Source organism: Nibrella saemangeumensis (assembly GCF_039541915.1).
Classification (GTDB): domain Bacteria; phylum Bacteroidota; class Bacteroidia; order Cytophagales; family Spirosomataceae; genus Nibrella; species Nibrella saemangeumensis.
On record NZ_BAABHD010000077.1, the window covers coordinates 1 to 24,401 of the forward strand.

Here is a 24,401-nt window from a genome sequence, read left to right on the forward strand (position 1 = left end):
CAAGACGGCCTTCAGCTGTGCTGATCTGGGCACTGCTCCGGTGAGTGTAACGGCCACGGATGCCAGCGGTAACCAGACCGTCTCTAGTGTGAACGTGACGGTGATCGACAACACGGCTCCAACGGTAACGACAAAACCAGTAACGTTGACTCTGAATGGTACAACAGCAACCTTGACAGTAACAGATGTGGTAGCTAGCAAAGCAGACAACTGTGACCCGAATCCGGTAGTGACGTTGAGCAAGACCAGCTTCGACTGCTCAAACGTAAGCGCTCCTACTGCAGTAACGGTAACAGTGACTGATGCCAGCGGCAACTCAACCACAGCAACCGCTCAAGTGACAGTTGTGGATCTGACTGCGCCAACTGTGACAACCAAACCGGCTACGTTGACGCTAAATGCTTCTGGTGTTGCAACTTTAGCTGAGTCTAATGTGATAGCTACCAAGGCCGATAACTGTGGTATTCCAACAGTACAGTTAAGCAAGACCAGCTTCGACTGCTCAAACGTAAGCGCTCCGACTACAGTGACGGTGACAGTAACTGATGCTAGTGGGAACTCTACGACAGCGATCGCTCAGGTGACAGTTGTGGATTTGACTGCACCATCTATAAGTGCACCGGCTGCGGTAACTATTAATGCTAATGCTGTTGGATGTACTTGGACACTTGTTGGTGCTCAATTGGGCACACCCGTAACGTCTGATAACTGTAGTGTAACGGCAGTGACCAACAATGCACCGAGCAGTTTCAGCCTAGGTACTACAGTGGTGACCTGGACGGTAACGGATGCATCAGGTAACAGCCAGACTGCTACGCAGAATGTAACTATTGTCAAACAGCCAACTACGTTGTCTCTGATTAGCACACCGTCTGTTCAATACTCGGATGTAGTTACCCTAACGGCAACGTTGCAGGCTAATGGATCTGGTATTAGCAGCCAAACTGTAAGCTTTACTGCCGGAACACAATCCGTAACTGCAGTAACTAATGGTTCAGGCGTCGCCAGTACAACGCTAGCCATTACTCAGGCTCCTGGTACTTACCCTGTAGTGGCTACTTATGCTGGTGCGTGTCCGTACGATGCTATAACGTCAAGTACAAATTCTCTGACGGTTACCAAAGAGAATGCGATTGCTACCTACACGGGTGCCTTGTTTGCGTCGACTTCCGGCTCTAACTCAAGTGCAGCTATTGTAACGCTTAGCGCCACGATTCAGGATATAACAGCGGTGCCTTCCGATCCTGCTTATGATCCATATTTAGGGGATATTAAGAATGCAACTGTTACATTCAGAATTCTTGAGACAGGCCAAACGATTCCGGCAACAATTGGATATGTTAATCCCGGTGATACCAAAACTGGTACGGCTACTGTAAACTGGTCAATAGATATTGGGACTGCAGAATCTAAACAATTTACTGTTCAGGTGTTGGTTAACGGATATTATATCGGCAATGACCAAACAGTTGTTACTATCTCAAAACCTCTGAATGACTTTGTTACTGGTGGAGGCTATGTTGTTGTAACCAATTCTGCAGGTACAAAAGCTGCTACTGCCGGTACTAAGAATAACTTTGGCTTCAATATCAAGTACAACAAGAGCGGTAAGAGTTTACAGGGTAACATTAACACGATTATTCGTCGTGTAGAGGATGGTGTGTTGCGTGTATATCAGATAAAGGGTAATGTAATGACTTCTTTAGCTGTGCAAAATGTTAGCGCTACTGTAGCAACGGCAGTGTTCAATGGTAAAGCCAATATTCAGGATATTACTGATCCGTTGAATGTCATTTCTCTATCAGGAAATCTGAGTCTCCAAGTCAATATGACTGATAGAGGAGAGCCTGGTACGGCTGATGGAATCGCCATTACAGCATGGGATAAAGATGGCGGCTTATGGTTCGCTAGTGAGTGGAACGGCGTTAAAACAGTTGAGAAAACGTTAGGGGGTGGTAACCTAGTTATTCGCGGTGGCAATGTTTCAACTACCAACGCCCGCGAAGCTGCTGTTGAAGCTGTCTCTGCTGAAACGCCGATGAAGCTGGAGGTTCAGGCTTACCCGAACCCAACAAGCGATGTGCTGAACGTAACGGTGAAAGGCGCTGCCTCTGACCTGAAGACGGTGAAACTGAAGCTGTACGATCTGACCAACCGCGTACGCGGTGAGTGGCCGGTAAACCTGAGCAACGGTGAGGGTAACGCAACCATTGATATTCGCGAGAATGGCGCTGGTCTGTACATCCTGTCGGCCGAAGGTGACAAAGGCCGCGCTACCATGCGAATCATGAAGTCAGGCAACTGATAAGAAGCGCCTAAGGTCTATCAGACCTGCACGATACGGCAACGCTCTCCTCCGGGGGAGCGTTGCTTTTTTATAGCCTGCGGACGTTAAAGTATATAAATTCGATCCTCCATAGCCCTACGTTTGGGTATTGACACAGTTGGCTTGGTAGCGGCAGACCGGCATGTAGACGGTGTGGTTGAGATGATGCTGGCCGCTACCTAGAACTTCGAGGCACCGTTATCCCAGCACCTGAGGGAGCCTTCTGGTGAAGGAGGAGTCGGACAGACGGAGTATGACTATCGGCTAACCATAACATCGGGGAGGTACTGGACAGGATTACGCGCGATACAATCGCGGACCTCGCCCATCTCGCGACACAGTCGCGGACGAGCAGCGAGAAGTGGACAAACAGTTTGTGGCCAGTAGCAGGGTATGTGACAATCTTGCTTCAGGTAGGGGTAATTTCATTCTCCTCAAACTAAAAAACGGGCTGAAGCTCATAGGTACATTACCTGAGAACAATTATATTTGCTCGTCAAAAAATGGTATGCATGCATACTAAACGCCGTGGAAATCGTTATGAAAAGAGAAGGAGATAAAACAAAAAACCCCGCAGGGGTGCGGGGTCGGAGGGTGGTGATGGACGGAATCGAACCGCCGACACAAGGATTTTCAGTCCTTTGCTCTACCAACTGAGCTACATCACCGCTAACGGTTAACCGTTAAATGTGGGTGCAAAGGTAAGCGGTTAACGACCTCCGCGCAAACCCTTTTTCAAATAAATTTTAACAAAATTTTGGTACAGCGGGTAAATAGCTGAATGCCAGTCTAAACAAAACATATGGTTTTCATCGAACAAATCCTATTTATCGTGGCCCTCGGCGTTACCGGCTATTTCATCTGGCAGCGCTACAACCTCATTAAGCGGGCAATTCAACTCGGCCGGCCGGAGGATCGTACCGACAACCCCGGCGAACGTATGCGCATTATGCTGCGGGTGGCCTTTGGGCAGCGGAAGATGTTTGCCAAACCGCTGGTCGGCTTTATGCACTTCATCATCTACGCTGGTTTTATTATTATCAATATCGAGATACTGGAGATTATCATCGACGGTATTTTGGGCACACACCGCGTTTTTGCTCCGTATATTACCGGGATTTATCCGTTCCTGATCGGCGTGTTTGAGGTATTGGCGATGGGTGTGATCGCCGTCTGCGTCGCGTTTCTGGCCCGTCGCTATGTAATGCGGGTAGGGCGGTTTCAGCCGGAGCGGCACCGGGAGATGAGCTGGCGCTGGCCCCGGCTGGATGCTACCCTTATTCTGATGTTCGAGATCCTGCTGATGCTGGCTTTCCTGACCTGGAATGCCTCCGACAGCGTGCTGCGCGAGCGGGGCGTTGGTCATTATGGTGAAGTGCCCGTCGGTGATTTTCTCATCAGCCAGGGTCTGAAACCCTTATTTGCTGGGTTCAGCAATACCGCGCTGGTTGCCTATGAGCGATTTTCCTGGTGGTTCCACATCCTGGGTATTCTGTTCTTTGCTGTCTATGTGACGTACTCCAAGCACCTGCACATCATCATTGGCTTTCCCAATGTCTACTACTCTGACCTTAAACCTAAGGGTGAGATCAAGAACATGCCGGACATTACCAAAGAGGTGCAACTGGCACTGGGTATCACGCCCACCGATGCCGCCAGCGTAGACGATAACGGCGAACAGCCCCAGGCAGAGCCAGGCCGCTTCGGGGCAAAAGATGTGACCGATTTGCGGTGGATCAACCTGATGAACGCCTACAGTTGCACCGAGTGTGGCCGCTGTACGGCAGCCTGTCCGGCCAACATTACCGGCAAAGCGCTATCGCCCCGTAAGATCATGATGGATACCCGCGACCGCATGGAAGACATCCAGCGCGGCTGGAAACAGCATGGCTACGACCACAAAGACGATAAATCGCTGCTGGGCGATTACATCACCGTCGAGGAGATCAACGCTTGTACCACCTGCCAGGCCTGTGTGCAGGAGTGCCCCGTCAACATTGACCCGCTGGATATTATCATGCAACTGCGCCGGTACCGGATCATGGAAGAAGCCCAGGCCCCGGCTTCCTGGAACGCCATGTTCAGCAACGTTGAGAACAACATGGCCCCCTGGAAATTCTCACCGAGTGACCGGTTCAACTGGGCAGAGCAGGTAAATAAATGACAGTTTTTGTGATCCCGAGGAACGAGGGATCTCTAGCGTTAGCAACCAGTAAGCTCCCTCGTTCCTCGGGATCACAAAATAAATTAAATACAAATGGACACAACCGAAAAAACATATAAAGTGCCGCTGATGGCGGAGATGATGGCAAATGGTGAGGAACCGGAGGTCTTGTTCTGGGTCGGCTGTGCCGGCTCGTTCGATGACCGGTACAAGCGGGTGACCGTCGCCTTTGTCCGCATCCTCAACCACGTTGGTATTAAGTTTGCCGTATTGGGTACCGAAGAGGGCTGTACGGGTGATCCGGCACGCCGGGCGGGTAATGAGTTTTTGTTCCAGATGCAGGCCATGGCCAACATCCAGGTGCTGGACGGCTATAACATCAAAAAGATTGTGACGGCCTGTCCGCACTGTTTCAACACGATTAAAAACGAGTACCCGAAGCTGGGCGGTAATTACGAGGTTATTCACCATTCGCAGTTTTTGCAGCAACTCATCAACGAAGGCCGGGTGCGGGTCAAAGACGGTGAGTCGTTCAAAGGCCGGCGCATCACCTTCCACGACTCCTGTTACCTGGGTCGGGCCAACAAGATTTACGAAGCCCCGCGCGAGGTGTTGCAGGCGCTGGATGCCGATCTGGTGGAGATGAAGCGGTCCCGGTCACAGGGGCTTTGCTGCGGAGCCGGGGGCGCTCAGTACTTTAAAGAACCCGAGCCGGGTAAAAAAGACGTAAATGTTGAACGCACCGAGGAAGCCCTCGGAACCGGAGCCGATACGATTGCGGTGGCCTGTCCTTTTTGCATGACCATGATGACCGACGGCGTTAAAAACAAAGAGAAAGAAGACAGCGTCAAAGTCTACGACCTGGCGGAACTTATCGCCAGGGGGGAGGGGTTGTGAAAAGTAGACAGCTTTCAATGGGCCGTTCTCAGTGGGTAGAGATAGCAGTAGGCAGAATATTAAGCCACCATGCTACTCTTTAGTCTGCTTACCGCACACTGAAACCTGTCTGCTGAGAACTGCAAACTGCTGACTAAAAATGTGGATTAACTTCAACCAAATCACAGACAATGCCCGGCTGTGGGTGTATCAGGCGAGCCGGCCGCTGGCGCCGGACGAGGTGACGAGCGTAGAACAGGCGTTGCAATCGGCGCTGAACGGCTGGGCGGCCCACGGGCATCCGCTGCTGTCGTCGGCGCGGGTGGTGGAGAACCGGTTTGTGCTGGTGGCCGTCGATGAGAATCACGCGCTGCCCAGCGGTTGCTCCATTGATGCATCGGTGCATTTTCTGCAGGCGATTGGCAAGCAGCTATCGGTCGATTTTTTTGACCGCTCCGTGGCTTATGTCGCAGCCGACGGCTCCGTGCAGACGCTGACGCTACCGCAGATAAAAACCGCCGTTGCCGAAGGCATTTTAACGCCGGAAACGACAGTTTTCAATAACCTGATCGCCCAAAAAGCAGAACTGATCAACTGGAAAGTAAAAGCCGGAGACACTTGGTTGAAGCGCTATTTTAAGCATGTTGTGGCCTGATAGGCCGGCAAGTTTGGATGGCTCGATATAAAAAAGGCGGACCGTTTGGCCCGCCTTTCTGTTTTATGCTCCGTGGAGAAACTCCATGATGTCGCCGTCCTGTACTACGTATTCCTTTCCTTCAACGGATAGCTTGCCGGCTTCGCGCACACCGGCTTCCGTCTTGTATTGGACGTAGTCGGGCAGCTTAATAACCTGCGCCCGGATAAATTTCTTTTCAAAATCGGTATGAATGACACCCGCTGCCTGGGGTGCTTTCCAGCCTCTCCGGATCGTCCAGGCGCGTACTTCTTTTACCCCGGCGGTGAAATAGGTAATCAGACCCAGCAGGCTGTAGCAGGCTTTTATCAGCTTGCTCAGACCCGACTCGGTCAGGCCATACTCCTCCAGAAAAAGTTGCCGCTCGTCGGGGTCTTCCATTTCGGAAATCTGCGACTCAATGGCCGCGCTGATGATAACTACCTCCGCTCCTTCGTCTTTAACGGCGGCTTTCAGGCGCTCCGAATATTCGTTGCCATTGGGCAGGGAGGCCTCATCTACGTTGGCGACATAAATAACCGGCTTTACCGTCAGCAGGTGAATGTCGCCGATAGCGGCCTGTTTCTCTTCCTCCGAGACGTCGACCGTGCGGGCGCTCTTACCCGACTCCAGCGCCTTTTTGTACTTCAGCAGCGTTTCCAGTTCTGCTTTCGCCCGGGAGTCTCCGCTGACGCGGGCGGCTTTCTCAATACGCTGCAACTTCTTATCGACAGACTCCAGGTCTTTCAGCTGAAGCTCGGTATCAATAATCTCCTTGTCAAAAATCGGGTCGACCCGGCCTTCGACGTGAACCACATTCTCGTCCTGGAAACACCGGATGACATGGACGATAGCGTCTACTTCCCGGATATTCGCCAGAAACTTGTTGCCTAAACCCTGGCCCTGACTGGCCCCTTTCACCAGACCGGCAATGTCGACAAACTCAACGATGGTTGGGACTACCTTCTGTGGTTTCACCAGCGTTTCCAGGGTATCGAGCCGCTCATCGGGCACGGTCACTACGCCCACGTTGGGGTCTATTGTACAGAACGGATAGTTGGCCGCTTCGGCCTTCCCGCTCGAAATTGCATTAAACAAGGTAGACTTGCCCACATTTGGCAAGCCCACAATACCACATTGTAAACCCATGAATATTGAATGATTGAGTAATTGAATTGTTGAATGAGTTTTTATTCAATCACTCAATCATTCAACAATTCAGTCATTTTCTTCTGCAAAAGTACAACAAAAAAGCCTCCGACCGGGGCCGAGGCTGAAGGAATACAGTTAGTATGACGGAGTTAGTCCCACTTCAGGTCGCTGCCGAACTCGTCAATCTCTTCGCGGGCCGTGTACTGGGAGAAGTCAAAGTCGGGCATCAGTTCAGTTTTAATGTAATCAACAGAGTCCTGCAGGGCATCAATAAATTTTGCGAAATCTTCTTTGTACAGAAACATCTTATGTTTTTCATAGACAAAGCCATCCCCCTGCGGATGCCGACGGCTCTCGGTAATGGTTAGATAGTAGTCGTTCGCCCGCGTTGATTTTACATCAAAAAAGTAGGTGCGCTTGCCCGCCCTGACTCGTTTCGAGTAAATTTTTTCCTTCTCTTTTTCTTCCACAATCAGTGAGGTTTATAGGTTTCGCAAACGCTAAAATAAGCGGTTTAGTATCACTTCCAAAAGAATCAACGGAAATTAATTTTTGATACGAAGGAAGCATCATTTGGCTTAATCCGTGCCCTTCCGGCGCATTCATATGTATTACACTTTGCTTTCTAGGGCCTTTTGTGTATGTTTGTAAAATAGGAATTGCACTTTTTCGCGTTGGGATGGTGTAGCGTTGTCAGAAACGGTATACGTCCTCATTGTTTCACTTAACCAAACGCTGTATGAGTGTAATCATGTGTCTAATGCTGCTGACTGGCGGCATGAAACCAATGGAGACCCCAAAGGGTCTCATACAGAAGGGTAAGGCTTCGTTCTACTCTCGAAAATTTAATGGCCGCAAAACGACAAGCGGTGAGCGTGTAAACCCGAATGTATTCTCTGCCGCTCACAAAACGCTTCCGTTCAACACCTTAGTGGAAGTCACCAATCTCCACAACAACCGGTCCGTAATTGTACGAATCAATGACCGGGGGCCATTTATCAAAGGCCGTATTATTGACCTCTCCAGGGCGGCCGCAAAATCACTTGGCATCGTAAGCAGAGGAATTGCCAATGTGAAACTTCGCGTTGTTGGTGCCCGCGATTTTCTGACCGCAGCACCAAACGTTATCACGTATGGAAACACCGCTCACCTGCTCTCGCTGGCAGGACCGGTTAACCAACAGTAATTTTATCCGGCCTTAGGCACGGACCACCGGAATGCCGGACCATCCTGATTTGTCGTACGATTTCTGCCGAATGTTTTAAGTGCAATTCCTGGCAGGGCGTACGGCCAATCAGGTTTTTTGTTTTCAGAAAGACATTAGATGCCGGACGTTAGGCGTTAGACATAGGATAGCATTAGGGAATTAGATAAGGATTGAGGATAAACATTCTTTATATTTCTTTAGTCTAATGTCCAACGTCTACTATCTACTATCTAAACCAGGCATCCCGCTCCCCCTTAACCCATGAAAAAACAGCAGCTTAATCTGGCGCAGGTGCGCGAGTTTGGTAATGTAGAGTTTCTGGCCCGTCAGCTTGTCGAGGGCTTTATTACCGGTCTTCATAAATCTCCTTTTCACGGTTTTTCGGTGGAGTTTGCCGAACACCGGCTCTACAATACCGGCGAAAGCACCCGCCACATCGACTGGAAAGTGTATGGCAAAACCGAAAAGCTGTTTGTGAAGCGGTACGAAGAAGAAACGAACCTGCGCTGCGTCATCCTGATCGATACCTCCTCGTCCATGTATTATCCGGAGCAGAACTACGGCAAAATCACCTTCAGCGTCATGGCCGCAGCCAGTCTGGCTTATATGCTCCAGCGCCAGAAAGATGCCGTCGGGCTGTTTACATTTTCGGATGCCGTGGACGTGCAGACCCAGGTCCGGTCAACGCCGTCGCATGTGCATAAGCTGTTTAGTACCCTGGACAATCTGCTTCAGCAACCGAAGCCCCTCCGTAAGACATCGGCGGCCGATGTCATTCACGAGATAGCCGAAAAGATCAACAAGCGGTCGCTGGTCATCATCTTCAGCGATATGTTTGAGAATGCCGGAGCGCCGGATAGCAGCCGGTTCGATGCCTTGTTTTCGTCCCTGCAACACCTGCGGCACAACCTCCACGAGGTCCTGTTGTTTCACGTCACCGACAAGCAAACTGAAGAGGATTTTGCCTTTGAGGAACGGCCGTACGAGTTTATTGACCTGGAGACGGGCGAGCGGGTAAAACTCCAGCCGGGACAGATCCGAACCTCTTACCAGGAAGCTGTCAGGCAGTATTTCCACGAATTGAAAATGCGCTGCGGGCAGTATAAGATCGATTTTATTGAAGCCGATATTGCCCGTGGCTTTGACCAGATTCTGACCTCGTACCTGGTAAAGCGGACGAAGATGCGGTAAACTACTGCCGACTCGCTTTAGCCGCTGCCATCTTCTCGGCCTGCTGTTTCTTATAGAAGCTTAAAAAATCTTCAACCTGCTCAACGGGGAGCCGGCGGGCGATGATCTTTTTTTCTTTGTCGAGGATGTAAACGGTCGGGGTGGAGAAAACGTCGAACTGCCGCCGGTAATCGACGCGGGTGTTGTAGTCGAAGCCGTTTATCCAACTGCCGATTTTGTACTCCCGAACGAATTTCTTCCAGGCTTCGGGGCTCTCGTCAATGGCAATGGCGAATACCTCTACTCCTTTGGCTTTGTTAGCGTCAGCAAACTTCTTCAGCTTTGGTGTTGCCTCTTTGCAATGCCCGCAGGTAGGCGAGTAAAAGAACACGACAGTATAGTCGGCCTTAATGTTCATCAGGTTAATTGGCCGGCGGAGGGCGTCACTGACCGCCGGCGTCGGCAGGACTTTCCCGACCAGCAGCGGCTTCATGGTACTAACCCGCTCCCGGACTTTATCCAGCGTCGATGGATCGGCAATTGGCATCACTCCGCCCAGGTAGTATTTCTCCGCCATGTAGACAAACAAACCGTCGGTGCCCATTACTTTGGGTTGCTCATACTGGTTGGTGATATACCAGATCGTGTATGCTAAAATATCTTTATTAGCCTTTGCCTTGGTAACAACAAAATCGGCGGCTTTAATCAGTGAGTCGGTAGATTGGACGGTCAGCTCCTTCATGTAGCGGTCAAGCTTTTTCTGAAGGATGGGAGTCCGGACAAACCGCTCGTCGGAGAAGTAGAAATCATCCCAGAAGTGGGATTTGTAATAATTAAATACCCAGACGGAATCCGGGCGGCCGTTTTTAGCTTTAGGGGCAGTGGGTACCTTCGGTTCGGCGGTGGCTTTCAATAAACGAGCGGTAAAGGTTTCTTTATTTGCCAGCAGAAAAGAGTCCCGGAAAGCCTGCATCTCTTTTTGCCGCGCATCAATCTGGGCGTCAAATTTGGCGATGACAGTATTATCGGCCCATGCCTTCTTTTGTTCGTTCAGCGTCTGAACCTCATCAAAGATCTGGCTTAGGTATTGCTGATAGGTGAAAAACAGCTCATTCTCGCGGGAGCCTTTCACCCGCATGGCTCCGATGAGATTCGTGGTATCTGTTTCAAACGAAAAGTTCTGGTCACCGATAATCATTTCAACGTATTTACCGGAAGGCAGCACCACCAGGTACAGGCCTCCAGGCAGGGACTTTTTGCCTTCAAAAACCATGCGCCCTTCGGCGTCGGCGCGGGCTGTATCTTTCGGGATGTATTGGGTAGCGCCGTAAAAGTGAGCCAGTACGCAGGGTTTATCCTGGATGCCCCTGATCCGGCCTTCAATGCGAAAGCCTTCGGTGGTTTGTGCCCATCCGGTAGTTGCCCATCCGGTAAGCAGCAAAAAGGCGAAAAGATATTTTTTCATGAAATAAATGCAGACAATATCGGCCGTTAGCTACAAATTTACGGTTTATATCGATTTGGTGCGAAGCGCCACCCTGGTAAAACGAAGCAACTCAGCTTCTTCGCATACATTCATGTTCTATTTCCTGTCAAAAACTGTCTCCTATCTGCTCACTCCGGCGGGGTGGCTGCTGGGTACGCTTCTGCTTGCGCTCTTTACCCGGAATCACACGCGTCGCCGGTGGGGGGTGGGCGTGGCCCTGGTTCTGTTCTGGGTGCTGGGCAATGGTTTTCTGACGAACGAACTGGCCTTATGGTGGGAGCCGGAGCCGGCTGTGCTCCCCACCGATACACGGGCGCATAACCAGGTCGCGGTGGTGCTGACCGGTGGTATCGTCAACGGCGGGAAGCGGATTGTACCGCAACATCCGTTGCTGGCCGGTGAAGCCGACCGGGCCGGACAGGCGCTGTACCTGTACAAACAGGGGCTGGTCCGCAAGATTCTGATTAGTGGGGGCCTGGGCGTGGTTATGATCCGGCCCGACATCGTGGTCGACGAAGGCCAGTCGGCAGGGGAGTTTCTCCGCCTGGCCGGTGTGCGGCCCGAGGACATTCTGTATGAAACCAAGGCCCGTAATACCTACGAAAATGCTTTGTTCTCGGCACCTATCCTGCGTGAGCAACTCCAAACCGACCGGTGTATTCTGGTAACGTCGGCCAATCACATGCGCCGGGCCGAAGCCTGTTTTCGGAAACAGGGTATCCAGGTGGTGCCATATCCGGGTAACTTCAGGGGGCATACCCGTACCTGGTCGCCGTTCAGTTGGCTTTTTCCCAGCGAGGAGGCTTTTAATAGCGCCCACGGCCTGATCCGGGAATTTGTCGGCATGATTACCTATAAACTGGCAGGATACTGCTAACGTTACACGCTCAATATCTTCACCATCCGGAGCAGGTCTTCGTTGATAGGCTTGGGCAGGCGGATGGTGTCGCGGAAGGGAGTATAAACCAACTCGTTATTCACCACACCGGCCATGACATTTTTCTGGCCGTTGAGGAGTCCCTCCAATGCGCCAAGGCCCAGGCGGCTGGCTAGAATCCGGTCGTAGGCGGTTGGGATACCACCCCGCTGAATATGCCCCAGTGTAGTTACCCGCATATCGACCTCGGTACCAACCTGGCGGCTGATTTTCTCGGCTACTTCGGTGGCGTTACCTTCTTCGTCCCCTTCGGCTACGACGATGATGGAGGACGATTTCTGCCGGTCCCAGCCCTGCTTCAGGGTTTCAACCACTTCGGAAATGGGGGTCAGCACCTCCGGTACCATGACGAGTTCTGCGCCACCGGCAATACCCGACTGGATGGCGATGTAGCCGGAGTCGCGGCCCATCACTTCGATAAAAAAGATGCGGTCGTGTGAGTCGGCGGTGTCCCGGATTTTGTCAATTGCTTCCAGAGCGGTATTCACCGCCGTATCGAAACCGATGGTATGGTCGGTGCCGTAGAGGTCGTTGTCAATAGTGCCCGGTGCGCCCACGGTTGGGATGCCAAACTCATCGAAGAAAATGGTGGCTCCGGTAAAGGTACCGTTCCCGCCGATGGCTATCAGGCCTTCTATCCCAAATTTCTGAAGCTGCTCATACGCTTTTTTGCGGCCTTCGGGCGTCATAAACTCCCGGCTGCGGGCTGATTTCAGAATGGTACCCCCCCGCTGCACAATGTTGCTGACGGAATGGGAGGTCATCTGAAATATATCGCCGTTTATCATGCCGTTATACCCCCGGCGGATGCCAAACACCTCAACTCCGTGGTAAACAGCCCCCCGGACTACGGCCCGGATGCAGGCGTTCATCCCCGGGGCGTCGCCACCAGAGGTAAACACAGCGACTCGTTTCATAGGTAGGTCAATTATTTTTGTAGTAGTATGTCAGTGGGTTCGGAAATCAGCCTGCAAATTTACCGGCATTTATAAGAATCGGGCAAATTATTTTAATTGTACCCCTGGGTTAACGCAATATTTTCAAAGCTAAACGGCCTTTTTGCCAAAAAGTCCTAACTTTTATAGCTATAAGTAAATGCCTGATGACTATGCCTTAGTTATTGGCGGACAGTTTGAACCGGAGCGCCCTCAGGCTTATCTGCCAATGGTTCTTAACCGTAGCCACCCAGCCGAAATGATGAACCAGAACCTTAAACCGGTCGGTCAGAGACCGCCGGTGCTGCTGAACCGACAAGCCACCAATGAGGTATTTGCACAGGACAAAATCCAGGTACTCAGCGGTGTGGGCGGCTTTGAGGCTGTTAATCTCCCAATCCAGATCGGCACTCAGGTTATCAACCAGGTACGTGGGTGCAATGGTTCGCCGGACAATAAAGGCCTGATGGCATACTTTCATGCCCAGCGCCATATCCTGCCACGCAAGCTGCTTTGGTAGCGTGTGGGGCGTTATTTCGCTGCGCAGGCCAACGGGAGAGCCATCGTCACGTACGAATAGGGCGTCGCTGTAATATACATCAGCATTACTGGTCAGGCGCTCTTTCAAACGAGGTAACACCGTAGCGTCGTGAATTTCGTCGCCAGCGTTCATAAACCATACATAATCCCCCTGCGCCAGTTTCAGGCCTTTGTTCATAGCATCGTACAACCCTCGATCGGGTTCTGATACCCATTTGGTGACATGATCTTCGTATTGCCGGACCAGGTTAAGAGTATTGTCCTTAGAGCCGCCATCCACTATAATGTATTCAACCTCACCGGTAGGCTTGCCGATGCTCTGAATGGTGCGCTCCAGAAAGCGTCCTGCATTGTAGGTAACGGTAATGATGGACAGCAACGGCATCGGACGGAATTAATTTATTGGCCTAATGAAGTATACAACTCGGTGAATTGCTGGGCAACAACCGCTTCCGAAAACCGTTTTTCTGCCGTTTGCCGGGCCTGCTCCCGCAACTGAGCGGAGTCGGCGGACGTGAGCAGCCAGTGCATCCCGTCGGCTAATTCTTCCGCAGAGCCTACCGCGGCCAGGTAACCGTTTTGCCGGTGTTCGATCATCTCAGGGATGCCGCCCGTCCGGAAACCAATAACGGGTGTTCCGCAGGCCAGCGACTCCACAACCGTGTTGGGCAGATTATCCTCCAGCGAAGGCACAACCATTACATCGGCCGCGTTGTATGCGGCTGCGGTTTGTTCTTCGGTGGTCAGTATACCCAAATGGCGAACCGGGAAGGGCAGGTGAGCAAAATCACCGGCTTGTCCTTTGCCGAATATCATGATTTCCGGATGGTTATCGTTCAGCCGTACCTTTAGCAACCGGAGGGCTTCAGTAAACGACTGAAATCCCTTGCGCGGGTCAGCCGTGTTGAAACTGCCGAACAGAATCAGCGGCCGGTCGGTTGGTAGGCCCAGTCGCTGACGTACTTCGTTGCGGTCGGTTGGGTAAAACAGATCGGTATCAATCGGATTGGGAATGGCCAGCGTCCGGAAGGCCCGGCCGAGCGGACTGGTACCGGCCAGATCGCGGAGCCAGCGACTGGGCGAGATCAGTGTAAGCGGAGCGTTCTGGTACAGCCGTAGCTTATCTTCAAAGATTCTGTAGGAGAGATCCCGCTCCCCCGGCCAGCGCAGATACGGGCATTGCCGGCAGTGCGTATGAAAATGATCGCAGCCCCGGCTGTAGTGGCAACCGCCGGTAAACGCCCACATATCGTGCATGGTCCAGACGATGGGTTTACCCAGCCGGAACAGTCTGCCGAGACCGTTGAGTGACAAGAAACCAAAATGGACCCAGTGCAGATGAATAATATCGGCCTGCTGAATAACCGGATGAAAGGTCAGGTCGGTGCCGGTGACGGCGGGTGAAAACTGAAACCGGACGGATTTATCCCGTTCGTACGGCAGAAAAAACAATCGTTCCAGCACAAAACGCCCAAAGGCCATCTGTTCAGCCAGAAAATTATTGGCCAGTAACATGACGCCATCCTCCGGGTGCGGAGTTTCCTGGCGCTTCGAGGTACCAATGAGCATGCTGCTGTCGATGCCGTAGCGCTGCAACGCCCGGTGGAGCCGGGTAGCGGCCACGGCGGCTCCGCCGGCGGTATGATACGTGCTGAGTTGAACGACTTTCATGCGGGGGCCCAATGGCCGGTTTTATGGACGCCAGGCGAAAATATTTAACTGCAAATCCATTACTGGATTATTGGCATACTGGTGGTTGATAAACGGCCGCTTGCGATCCTGATAGGTATTGACGTAGTACCGAAATCCATTCTCCTCGATGATCTGCACGACCCTGCCCAGCGATTGTGGTTGCCCAATGTAGGAATGAAACTCAACAAACAGGTTCTGTACGTGGCTCAGTGCATGGCGGCAGTCGTCGAGTACATCGGTTTCAGCACCCTCAATGTCTATTTTCAGCATATCAATGCGCGACTCCCTCACCAGATAGTCATGCAAACGCACGGAGGGAATAAAGCTTTTGGGGCTTTGCGAATAGATGGACGAGGAGTCGGCGGCTTCGCTGCCAAACAGAATACCGTCGTTGTTGACCCAAACAGCTTTGTTAACGACTTCTAAATTAGCAATCTGGTTCCGGCTAAGGTTCTGTTGGAGAATCGCGCTAATCTTAGGGTCGGCTTCAAAGGCGACGACGCGGGCATTTGGGTACTGTTTCCGGAAATAAGCGACGCTCATGCCGATATTGGCCCCGCAGTCGAAAATGACCGGTGCCGGTTGCTGGGTGTTGAATCGGTAGAACTCATCCACAAAGATCTCCTTGTACTGCCAGACGAAGGAAAGGGCATCCGGTACGTTGAACTGGTAGGTATCGAAAGCGACCTCGGTGGGAACGTAGCGCTTCCGGTCGGCGTAGCGCAGCAGCAGCCGTAGAAACTCACGACCGTTCGGGTTAGTCACCGACCGATAAGCATCCTTAAATAAAAACCGGGCTAAAAACATTGGGCAAAAGTAGTGAGTTTACCGCGATTCCTGCTGCTTCTTATCCACTGGAGTAATTGCCGGCCAGAACCGGTTCACCAGAGTCAGGATCAGTTGATTCAGGTCAGGCACAATCCGGAAGGTAAACATGATTCCTATAAAAACGACCGATATGGCCAGTGAGCGCACAAGCACATCGATGCCTATCGTCAGCCAGGTATCCGCTGTGTTGGGCACTGCAGCCGCCAGCGCCCAGATGCCGGCAGCAATGACCAGGACAAGCGCGTTGCGCCACGAAAAGGGTTGCAGCCCAAATTTATACCAGACAAACCACGTACGCATGCTGTTGAACAGCGCTGTAGCAAAGGCGGCTGCAATAGCGGCACCCTCCTGTCCGTACCTGGGCAGCATGTATTGGGTGGTCAGGAACGTGACGACTACCAGAAAAATAAAAAAAGCCGAATCGTAGGCGTAGTAGCGGGATGTAGCCAGAATCATGCCGTTTACGCCCGTAGCCATATCAAACAGCTTGCCCAGCCCTATCCACAGGATTACGTAATACCCGGCTTCGTAACCGGCCGGCAGAATTTTGAAGATGCTGGGCAGGTTGGCCGCTACGCCCACAAATACCAGGCACCCGGCAACCAGCTGGATCAAACAGCTCTTGCGATAGATGTTCTGGATGTTAGCCAGATCATTGGTTTTCCAGGAGTCGGCAATGATCACTCCCGAAACCTTATACAGCGCCATTGCCGGCATCTGGATAACCGTACCGAAATACGAGCAGATGGTGTAGATACCAGCCGCCGTCAGGCCCAGATAATGGCTGACCATGTATTTGTCGATGTGCAGAATAACCTGCGACGACAAGCCGGTCAGCAGTGTCAGGGAGGCATAGCGGCTCAGTTGCCGGCGCATAGTCTGGTCGACGCGGATGTACTGTCTGTTCAGCGCCAGTGCTTTATCTCTGGCTATTTTGGCAATAAACAGGAATAGCGGCAGGGCCAGCGACAGCAGCCATAAACCCAGAAATGCCGGAAAGGAGACCAGGCCCAATCCATACACCACCACCGCGCCCATAATCAGCAGCCGCTGCACAAATTGCTGCAGGAAGGTTCCCGTTACGGAATCATAAAGCAACTTTGCGTAGTTATCAAAAAGGCCGAAAAACAGGGTAAAAAACGTAACCGGTATCAGCAGATAATAATAATAGACAAATAACTGCGAGTTTTTGCCATACCACTCTACAATCAGCGGGCGTAGCGCCAGTAGTACGCCAGTACTCAGGAAAAAGCCAATCAGGGAAAAAGTTATGGTAATCAGCAGAAAGCCGTTATGCTGCCGCTCATAATCCCGGAAGTAAGTAAAGTACCGAACACCGGCGTTGCTGACACCGAGGCTGGCAAACTGAGCCAGCATGATGGCACCGGAGATATGCAACCCCAGCAGACCTATCTGGTCTTTGCTGAGCATATGAGGCATCAGAACACCCGTAGTAATAAAACCCAGCACGACACCGGCGTAGGAAAAGATAGTACCCTGAATTGCCTGTTTTTTAATAATACCCATTTTAGTCGGTTGTCAGGGAACGCCGGCCGGCCAGAAATTCGGCAAACTCCCAATCGAGTGGCGTATCCAAATCAACGGAATCTTCGGCGCTCATGACATATTTCCTTATTTTGGTAAACCGGCTGAGAGCCATTTGTTCCAGCGATGCCGTATTGATCACGTACACAGCTCCGTTATATTCATAAACCGTAGGGCAGTCTTGCCGGCGGTCAAAGTTCCCCTTTTTTGAGTGCTCCAGGTAGCCTTCTGCATTCTCTTCAAAGAGGGTGAAATAGGGGTTCCCCTTCGACTCGGTTACCGATACCACCATGTCAAGCTGGTCGGAATACAAGTTAATGGCTTCCCGCACATGCTGGGCAGTACGAAAAGGCGATGTGGGCTGAAGCAGCACCACGGCGTCCGGACGTTTACCCTGTTGCTTATAAAAATCCACGGCATGGCGAATTACCTCGTAGTTGCCAGCCTGATCGGTAGCCAGAGCGTCTGGTCTCCTGAATGGCACCCGTAATCTGTACTGTTCGGCTGCACGGATGATCTCATCGGCGTCCGTCGACAGGCAAATAGCCTCGTCGGGTGCCAGTTGCCGGGCCGTATCAATCGTGTAATATAATAAGGGCTTACCCGCAAAAGGCTTTATGTTTTTGCCGGGAATACCTTTTGATCCACCTCTCGCCGTGATGAGAAACAGCCAGTTCATAAGGTAATGTGGTTTATATCCATACACGCTTTCTGATAATCCTCGGGCCGGCCGATGTCGAGCCAATAGCCCAGCAGCGGAAAGTAGGTTACCTTGTACCCCTCGTCTATGAGCTTTTCGAGCAGGTCGGTCGCGTTATATACGCCTTCCGGAATCAGGTCTACCACACTCCGCTTCATCAGATATATACCTGCGTTGATGTAATACGTGTACGTCGGCTTTTCTTTTAGTGACAAAATGCCCCCATCCGCCGTTTCCAGCACTGCGTAAGGAATACTGACCGGATAAGGCACCGTGGCCACCGACATGTCAGCGTTCTGCCGCCGGAACTCTTCGTAAAAGTCCTCAAAATCAATGTTGGTGAGGAGGTCGGAATTCATCAGCAGAACGGCATCGTAATGGTAGTCGTTCGTCAGCCGGAGCGAACCTATCGTCCCCAGTGGCTCTGCTTCCCTGGTGTAATCGATGGTTACCCCTTTGGCCGAGCCGTCGCCAAAATACGCTTCCAGTTGCTCACCGAGGTATCTGGTCGTGATATGAATATGGTTAATGCCGAAGCGGATGAGCCGGTCTACGTTATGTTCAATAATGGGCTTGTCGCCTACTCTCAGCAGTGGTTTGGGTGTGTTGCGGGTAAGGGGCAACAGCCGTTCGCCCCGGCCGCCGGCCATAATGACGGCATCAACCGGTAGCAAGGCTTTGGTCTTCGCCAGATTGATGATGCGAAGGATTCTCCCTTCCGCGTCAATCTCCGGAATAAGTTGCAGCAACTGCGTCCGGAAGCGCCGGATGGTTTCTGTATCGTACTCGTTCTGCCGCAGAAAGCGATAGCTGGTGTTCATAAACCGGCTTACCGGGTCGGTAAGTGGTTTGCCGTTCAGTAGGCCCCGGCGAATGTCGCCGTCGGTGAGCGTACCCTGTAGCCGGCCCGACTGGTCAGTAACGAATAGCGTGAGGTACTGACCGAGGCTGCTCAGTTGTCCCAGAGCGGTGGTGACAGGTGCATCCTGCGGGATGATGTGTTTAGTGTAGTCTTCCACGAACCTGTTTTAGAATAGAAACAATTTGCTGCGCGGTGTTGCCGTTGCCGTAAACCGAGATAGGTGCCAGGGCAGGTGATTTCTCAATGGAATGTACCGCTTCCAGGATCTTTGCTGAGTTTATGTCGCAGTTGATAATGTTGGGCGTTATGATTCGTCCTGCCTGTCGGGTCCCCAGGTTAACGACGTACTTTGGGAAAAAGCTGGCTTCAACAAAGCCGCTCGACGTGTTTCCCAGCATAAAGTAGCAATATTTCATGCACGTAAGATAACCGATGGTGCCGAATGACTCGATACCGATGGCCTGCGCGTGTCGGTCTATAAACCGAACGAGTTGTTCACGCACATAATTGCCCATCGTGTCGGCATTGGGCATGGTAATAACCAGTTGATAACCTGTTAATTGCTCCAAGGCGTCAATTAGCTCGGCTATATGTTCTTTATTCTTTTCGAACGAGACCGTCTCCGGATGAAACGTAATCAGGGTGGTCGGAATGCCAAGGTCAATGGCGAATTTCCGGTTAAATTCCTCTTTGGTGAGCAGCTTTAGCTGACGGAGGTTGTCAATGCTCAGCGCTCCGACATTATACACGTGCTCCGGCGACGCAGTCAGTTCGACAACCCGTTTTTTGTAAACGTCGGTAGTGGTAAAATGATACGCAGCCATGACCGTGATGGCATGCCGGAACGCGTTATCGATAGCCCCCAGCGTTGTTTCTCCTCCATGTATGTGCGCGAGCGGAATGTTGAAGGGCAGCGCACTGGCCACGGCCGCAAACATTTCGTAGCGGTCACCGAGGCAGAAAACCAGATCATACGTCTCCTGGGGCCATACCGCCGAAAAAGCCTGCATGGTAGTGCCCATTGACTGGCTAATGTCAGTTGGCGTATCACCCGCCGGAATGGTTTCGACCCGGTGTTTTACTGAGAAACCGTCGGCAATAATCTGATCAACGGTGTGGCCATGGCGCTGCGACAGGTGCGTACCAAAGGCGATAACTTCCAGGTCGAAGAACGAATCCTGGGCCAGGGCCACCAGCAGCGGGTAATAAATGCTGTAATCGGCCCGGGAACTGGTCAAAACGCCGATTTTCATTGCAGATCCTCCCACGCCAACAAATGCTCAACGGCTGCATGAACAGCCAGGGTACGCCCGATCACGGCATCCAGTTGCATGGGTGAGATCCCGCTGCCAGGTCGTTTCATAACCAGATCAGCCTCCGTGAGCACGTGACCAGCCGGCAGGGCCTGCGCCAGGTGGATGCTCTTGCGGGCAACGGTGATGTTTTTTTGTTCGGAGGGGGTCGGCTGCTTGATGCCGTCTCCCAGGGCTACCTCGATATGCCGGATCGCCCGGACCATGTGCTGCAATTCATCGGGTTCAAGCGAAGCCAGGTGGTCGGGACCTTCCAGGCTGCGATCGAGGGTAAAATGCTTTTCGATAACGGTAGCGCCCAGTGCCACAGCCGCAATCGGTACTTCAACACCGGGCGTATGGTCGGAATAACCGATGGCTACCCCAAACGTATCGCCGATGGTCTGCATGGCCCGCAGGTTTACGTCCCGGAAGGGCGACGGATAATCGGTATTGCAGTGCAGGATGGTAATGTTTTCTTTCGGGGTACCGGCGCTGACCAGAACCTCCAGCATGGCCGCAATATCCTCCATCGTAGCCATGCCTGTAGAGGCAATTACCTGCTTACCAAAACGGCCAATCATCCGCAGGTACGGCAGGTTGGTAATCTCACCGGACGGAATTTTGAAAATCTCCAGTCCCAACACGGCCAGAAAGTCAAGACTCTCCAGGTCAAACGCGGTGGATAGAAACCGGATATCACGCTCGCGGCAATGAGCCATCAACTCCCGGTGCTGCTCCGGCGAAAGCTCCAGCTTTTTCAGCATACTGAACTGCGAATTGTCATCGTCACCCGGCATATTGTTCACCTGGTATTCTGCCTTGCGCGCCGAAGAACTGACCAGCTTCTCGGTTTTGAACGTCTGAAACTTGACGATATCGGCCCCGGCTCCGGCGGCTATATCGATGAGTTGTTTGGCGAGGTTAATGTCACCGTTATGATTAACGCCCGCTTCGGCAATGATCAGTGTTTTACTCATAATACTCTCTTTTTCGGAACCGCCGGATTGCCTGCATACAGGGTACCGGCTTCCGTATGGTTCAGCACAACGGCTCCCGCACCGATCAGGCAGTTTGGGGCCACCTGAACGCCGTGCGAAACCACGGCGTTGCTGCCAACAAAGCAGTTATTGCCCACCCTGCAGTCGCCGTTAAGAATGGCTGCCGTTGAGACATGGCTGTGGTCACCGATACGGGCATCGTGTTCAACCAGAGCGGAGGTGTTGATGATACAATTTACGCCAATAGCCGCGCCGGCATTCACAAAAGCGTTATGGTGTATCAAGGTGCCTTCGCCTATCGTTGCCCGTCTGGAAACGTAAGCCGTTGGGGCTATAACGACCGGCAGTATACCACCCCGGCTTTTAATCAGATTGAAAAGCCGGCTCCGGATGGCACTGCTCCGGACCTGCCCGACCGTCACCAGAAAATACTGATAGTGGCGCACCAGCGAATCCAGATCATCGTCGCCGGCGATTACCGGGTAACCACTTACTTCTGTGCCAATTTTCTCTTTAACATCTACAATGCCCGCAATGCTGAACCGGACCGAGGATTCAACTACCTCAATCACCGATTTGCAGTGGCCGCCACCGCCTACCAGTATTAATGGCTCCTGAGTCATATCAGTCGTACGCTGCTGGGTATGTTCACCAGCCGGTCCTCAATGTATTCGGCATTAGAGATGTCTCCCCACAGGCAGTGGCTGAACATAGGCAGTTTGGTCAGCAGGGTCCAGGCCGGGCGGGTCATTACACCCCGATTGTTGGTATATTCCAGAAACTCGTCGCGCTCCCGACGGTCATTCAGCAGAATGGCGTTCAGCCAATAATTTGATTGGCTGTCGGCGGGATCTTCAATAAACTTGTATGGAGTAGCGCCGAAGAACTCCTGGTATAAGCCGGCCAGTTCCCGTTTGTTAGCGATAAATCGATCCAGTTGCTCCATCTGAGCACAGGCGAGGGCTGCGTTCAGGTTGGTTAGCCGGTAATTGTAGCCGATGTAGTCATGGTTGAATTCCCACTTATGCGGCACTTTAGCCTGAGTGGTCAGGTGTTTGGCCAGTTTGCCTAGTGCCTCATCGTTGGTCACCACCATTCCTCCGCCACCGCAGGTGATGGTTTTATTGCCGTTGAAGCTATACGTGCCCAGTAGCCCGAAGGTGCCGGTTTGCTGGCCTTTATACGTGCTGCCTAGCGACTCAGCGGCATCTTCTACCACCGGGATATGATACTCGCCACAAAGCCGGACAATGGCATCAATGACAGCAGGATGCCCAAAGGTATGCATCGGTACGCAGGCACTGATGCGTTTACCGCTGGCTTTATGGTAGCAATTTCCCTTCCGAACGTCGGTCTGCTCTTCCAGAAACGCGGCCAGTTTCTCGTGGCTGAGGCTGAGGGTGGCTGGGTCAATATCGATAAAACAGGGCTCCGCGCCGGTATAGGAAATGGCATTACTAGTCGCGATGAACGACAATGGCTGGGTAATGACCAGTTCGTCGCGTTTGACTCCGGCCAATACCAGCGCAATGTGCAGGGCTGCGGTGCCATTTACGGTGGCAATGGCGTAGGAGGCTCCGGTATACTCCCGGATCATCTCCTCAAAGCGATCAACGTACCGGCCGACGGAGGAGACAAACGTTGAATCTATGGCATCATTGACATACTGCTTCTCGTTGCCGCAGAAGCGGGGTTCGTGCAGGGGAATAAAGCGCTCGTTTTCGCCGAACTGGTCGCGGACAAACTGGACAAACTGCTCAAACATTATAGATGTGCGCCTTATACTGTTTCAGATTTTCGGAATTGCGGAACCACGCTATGGTTTCCTGTAAGCCCTCGTCCAGTGTATACCGGGGCCGCCAGGATGTTGCCGAGGTAATTTTCTGGTTGGAGCCCATCAGCCGCTCCACTTCGCTCTTTTCGGGCCGCAGCCTCACATCATCCGAGACAATCTCGGCCTGCACACCCATCAGGTCAATAATTTTATGGGCCAGGTCGCCAATGCTGATTTCTGCGTTGGTTGCAATGTTAACCTCCTGACCGATCAGCGCATCGTGTTTAGCGATTTCGGCAAAACCACTCACGGTATCCTTGACGAATACCAGGTCACGGGTAGGGTGGAGGGCACCGAGTTTAATCTGCCGGTAGCCGTTGAGCAGTTGGGTTATAATGGTTGGAATCACCGCTCTGGCCGACTGGCGTGGACCATAGGTATTAAACGGACGTACCGTTACCACCGGCAGGTTGAAACTGCGGTGGAAGGATTCGGCCATAAAATCGGCTCCGATTTTGGTAGCTGAGTATGGCGATTGCCCTTGCCGTGGATGGGTTTCGTCAATGGGTACGGATAAAGCGGTACCATACACCTCCGAGGTTGAGGTGATCAGCACTTTTTCGACTTGCAGGTCACGGGCCGCCTGCAGGATATTAAGGGTACCTTTGATGTTGGTATCGACGTAACTGTCGGGCGAATGGTAGCTATAGGGGATAGCAATAAGCGCGGCCAGGTGAAAAACGATGTCGACATCTATCATGGCCGTGCGTACGCCGTTCGGGTCCCGCACATCACCGGCAAAAATCTCGATTGCCTGCAGCTTTTCGGCGGGTAGGGTATCCAGCCAGCCCCAGCTATTAAAGGAGTTATAATAGGTAAATGCCTTTACGGCATACCCGTCGTCCAGCAATTTCTCAACCAGGTGGCTGCCAATAAAACCGTCAGCTCCCGTAACCAGTACTTTTTTCATTCACAGTGGCGTGTTCGCAACCGGACAAAATTAGCAAATAAATACCGGGCGGCAACGTGGCTAATCGACTAGTGGCGTATAACGTATATTCTCAGCAACTATGGGCGCAGACTTCTTCGCCATCCCCTATACTGGAGTGCCCCGGAATGATTTCGAGGCAGATTCAGGTATATTATCAGGCTTTGTAACCGGGAGATGAAACGTTGCAGGATACGATATAAAATTGTATTATTACAGAAACGGGCCCCGCAGTGGCAGGTAGCATAGCATC

General features: G+C 52.2%; 22 protein-coding genes and 1 tRNA gene. 7 read left to right on the plus strand and 16 right to left on the minus strand.

What is annotated here, in order from left to right:
- The coding region (locus ABD949_RS21930) for a T9SS type A sorting domain-containing protein (protein ID WP_345247061.1) at positions 1-2,305 on the plus strand (2,305 nt) is incomplete at its 5' end.
- Between the two features lie 616 nt (positions 2,306-2,921).
- Here the strand turns inward: ABD949_RS21930 and ABD949_RS21935 are convergent.
- Positions 2,922-2,994 (minus strand) — tRNA-Phe (locus ABD949_RS21935).
- Between the two features lie 134 nt (positions 2,995-3,128).
- Between ABD949_RS21935 and ABD949_RS21940 the strand changes: the two genes are divergently transcribed.
- The 3 genes from ABD949_RS21940 to ABD949_RS21950 all read left to right on the plus strand — a co-directional run bounded on the left by ABD949_RS21940 (position 3,129) and on the right by ABD949_RS21950 (position 6,021).
- Positions 3,129-4,490, plus strand: a complete 1,362-nt coding sequence (locus ABD949_RS21940; protein ID WP_345247063.1) for a 4Fe-4S dicluster domain-containing protein — start codon at positions 3,129-3,131, stop codon at positions 4,488-4,490.
- Between the two features lie 93 nt (positions 4,491-4,583).
- Positions 4,584-5,387 (plus strand): (Fe-S)-binding protein, encoded by an 804-nt coding sequence (locus tag ABD949_RS21945; protein WP_345247065.1) that lies wholly within the window; start codon positions 4,584-4,586, stop codon positions 5,385-5,387.
- Positions 5,388-5,526: 139 nt separating this feature from the next.
- Positions 5,527-6,021, plus strand: coding sequence for a cysteine peptidase family C39 domain-containing protein (locus ABD949_RS21950; protein WP_345247067.1), 495 nt, complete (start codon positions 5,527-5,529; stop codon positions 6,019-6,021).
- A 63-nt stretch (positions 6,022-6,084) separates the two neighbouring features.
- Here ABD949_RS21950 and ychF read toward each other — a convergent pair whose 3' ends face one another.
- On the minus strand, positions 6,085-7,188 hold the full coding sequence (gene ychF, locus ABD949_RS21955; RefSeq protein ID WP_345247069.1) for a redox-regulated ATPase YchF: 1,104 nt from the start codon (positions 7,186-7,188) through the stop codon (positions 6,085-6,087).
- A gap of 152 nt (positions 7,189-7,340) precedes the next feature.
- Complete coding sequence (locus tag ABD949_RS21960) at positions 7,341-7,661, minus strand: DUF3276 family protein (protein WP_345247071.1); 321 nt, start codon at positions 7,659-7,661, stop codon at positions 7,341-7,343.
- 317 nt (positions 7,662-7,978) lie between these two features.
- On the opposite strand from ABD949_RS21960, the gene ABD949_RS21965 reads away from it, so the two are divergent.
- Positions 7,979-8,377 carry a septal ring lytic transglycosylase RlpA family protein gene (locus ABD949_RS21965; RefSeq protein WP_425576790.1) on the plus strand — a complete coding sequence of 133 codons (399 nt, stop codon included), beginning with the start codon at positions 7,979-7,981 and terminating at the stop codon, positions 8,375-8,377.
- Positions 8,378-8,659: 282 nt separating this feature from the next.
- Complete coding sequence (locus ABD949_RS21970) at positions 8,660-9,589, plus strand: DUF58 domain-containing protein (protein ID WP_345247074.1); 930 nt, start codon at positions 8,660-8,662, stop codon at positions 9,587-9,589.
- Between the two features lies 1 nt (position 9,590).
- Here ABD949_RS21970 and ABD949_RS21975 read toward each other — a convergent pair whose 3' ends face one another.
- Positions 9,591-11,033, minus strand: coding sequence for a thioredoxin-like domain-containing protein (locus tag ABD949_RS21975; RefSeq protein ID WP_345247076.1), 1,443 nt, complete (start codon positions 11,031-11,033; stop codon positions 9,591-9,593).
- A gap of 7 nt (positions 11,034-11,040) precedes the next feature.
- On the opposite strand from ABD949_RS21975, the gene ABD949_RS21980 reads away from it, so the two are divergent.
- Positions 11,041-11,931 carry a YdcF family protein gene (locus tag ABD949_RS21980; RefSeq protein WP_345247078.1) on the plus strand — a complete coding sequence of 297 codons (891 nt, stop codon included), beginning with the start codon at positions 11,041-11,043 and terminating at the stop codon, positions 11,929-11,931.
- A 2-nt stretch (positions 11,932-11,933) separates the two neighbouring features.
- On the opposite strand, the gene pfkA is transcribed toward ABD949_RS21980, so the two are convergent.
- The 12 genes from pfkA to ABD949_RS22040 form a co-directional block, all read right to left on the minus strand.
- Entirely contained in the window at positions 11,934-12,908 is a 975-nt protein-coding gene (gene pfkA, locus ABD949_RS21985) for a 6-phosphofructokinase (RefSeq protein WP_345247080.1), read from the minus strand.
- A 196-nt stretch (positions 12,909-13,104) separates the two neighbouring features.
- Positions 13,105-13,851, minus strand: a complete 747-nt coding sequence (locus ABD949_RS21990; protein ID WP_345247082.1) for a glycosyltransferase family 2 protein — start codon at positions 13,849-13,851, stop codon at positions 13,105-13,107.
- A 14-nt stretch (positions 13,852-13,865) separates the two neighbouring features.
- Entirely contained in the window at positions 13,866-15,137 is a 1,272-nt protein-coding gene (locus ABD949_RS21995) for a glycosyltransferase family 4 protein (protein ID WP_345247084.1), read from the minus strand.
- 21 nt (positions 15,138-15,158) lie between these two features.
- A complete protein-coding gene (locus tag ABD949_RS22000; protein ID WP_345247086.1) occupies positions 15,159-15,965 on the minus strand; it encodes an FkbM family methyltransferase in 807 nt (268 codons plus the stop codon).
- An 18-nt stretch (positions 15,966-15,983) separates the two neighbouring features.
- The gene (locus ABD949_RS22005) at positions 15,984-17,513 is read right to left on the minus strand and encodes a lipopolysaccharide biosynthesis protein (protein ID WP_345247088.1); all 1,530 of its coding nucleotides are present in this window, start codon (positions 17,511-17,513) and stop codon (positions 15,984-15,986) included.
- 1 nt (position 17,514) lies between these two features.
- A complete protein-coding gene (locus ABD949_RS22010; RefSeq protein ID WP_345247090.1) occupies positions 17,515-18,210 on the minus strand; it encodes an acylneuraminate cytidylyltransferase family protein in 696 nt (231 codons plus the stop codon).
- Complete coding sequence (locus ABD949_RS22015) at positions 18,207-19,250, minus strand: nucleotidyltransferase family protein (RefSeq protein ID WP_345247091.1); 1,044 nt, start codon at positions 19,248-19,250, stop codon at positions 18,207-18,209. Before ABD949_RS22015 ends, ABD949_RS22010 begins: the two co-directional genes overlap by 4 nt.
- A complete protein-coding gene (neuC, locus tag ABD949_RS22020) occupies positions 19,234-20,346 on the minus strand; it encodes a UDP-N-acetylglucosamine 2-epimerase (protein WP_345247093.1) in 1,113 nt (370 codons plus the stop codon). Before neuC ends, ABD949_RS22015 begins: the two co-directional genes overlap by 17 nt.
- Positions 20,343-21,365, minus strand: a complete 1,023-nt coding sequence (gene neuB / locus ABD949_RS22025) for an N-acetylneuraminate synthase (protein WP_345247095.1) — start codon at positions 21,363-21,365, stop codon at positions 20,343-20,345. Before neuB ends, neuC begins: the two co-directional genes overlap by 4 nt.
- The gene (locus ABD949_RS22030; RefSeq protein WP_345247097.1) at positions 21,362-22,009 is read right to left on the minus strand and encodes an acetyltransferase; all 648 of its coding nucleotides are present in this window, start codon (positions 22,007-22,009) and stop codon (positions 21,362-21,364) included. The genes neuB and ABD949_RS22030 overlap by 4 nt, the downstream gene beginning before the upstream one ends.
- Positions 22,006-23,151 (minus strand): LegC family aminotransferase, encoded by a 1,146-nt coding sequence (locus tag ABD949_RS22035; RefSeq protein WP_345247099.1) that lies wholly within the window; start codon positions 23,149-23,151, stop codon positions 22,006-22,008. The genes ABD949_RS22030 and ABD949_RS22035 overlap by 4 nt, the downstream gene beginning before the upstream one ends.
- Positions 23,144-24,130 carry an NAD-dependent 4,6-dehydratase LegB gene (locus tag ABD949_RS22040; protein ID WP_345247101.1) on the minus strand — a complete coding sequence of 329 codons (987 nt, stop codon included), beginning with the start codon at positions 24,128-24,130 and terminating at the stop codon, positions 23,144-23,146. Before ABD949_RS22040 ends, ABD949_RS22035 begins: the two co-directional genes overlap by 8 nt.
- Positions 24,131-24,401 lie beyond the last annotated feature (271 nt).